This window comes from Roseburia inulinivorans DSM 16841 (genome assembly GCF_000174195.1).
GTDB classification, from domain to species: Bacteria; Bacillota; Clostridia; order Lachnospirales; family Lachnospiraceae; genus Roseburia; species Roseburia inulinivorans.
Map to the genome: position 1 here is coordinate 1 of NZ_ACFY01000130.1, position 703 is coordinate 703.

The following is a 703-nucleotide window of genomic DNA, read 5'->3' on the forward strand; positions in this document are numbered from 1 at the left end:
TTTCTAACCAGTCACCGTGATCCGGTGATGGGACAATGCCAGGCGGGGAGTTTGACTGGGGCGGTCGCCTCCGAAAGGGTATCGGAGGCGCTCAAAGGTTCCCTCAGAATGGTCGGAAACCATTTGAAGAGTGCAAAGGCAGAAGGGAGCTTGACTGCGACACCGACGGGTGGAGCAGGTAGGAAACTAGGACTTAGTGATCCGGTGGCATAAAGTGGGATTGCCATCGCTCAACGGATAAAAGCTACCCTGGGGATAACAGGCTTATCACTCCCAAGAGTTCACATCGACGGAGTGGTTTGGCACCTCGATGTCGGCTCATCGCATCCTGGGGCTGTAGCAGGTCCCAAGGGTTGGGCTGTTCGCCCATTAAAGCGGTACGCGAGCTGGGTTCAGAACGTCGTGAGACAGTTCGGTCCCTATCCGGCGCGGGCGGAGGATATTTGAGAGGAGCTGTCCTTAGTACGAGAGGACCGGGATGGACGGACCACTGGTGTATCTGCTGTCGGCCAACGGCATGGCAGAGTAGCCAAGTCCGGAAGGGATAAACGCTGAAGGCATCTAAGCGTGAAGCCCCCCTCAAGATGAGATATCCCTCACATAAGTGAGTAAGATCCCTTGAAGACTACAAGGTAGATAGGGCAGAGGTGGAAGTGTGGCAACACATGGAGCTGACTGTTACTAATCGATCGAGGGCTTGACC

At 55.2% G+C, this 703-nt stretch carries 1 rRNA gene; it reads left to right on the top strand.

Annotated features, from left to right (window positions below):
• A 23S ribosomal RNA gene (locus ROSEINA2194_RS13625) occupies positions 1-703 on the top strand; the annotation flags it as partial.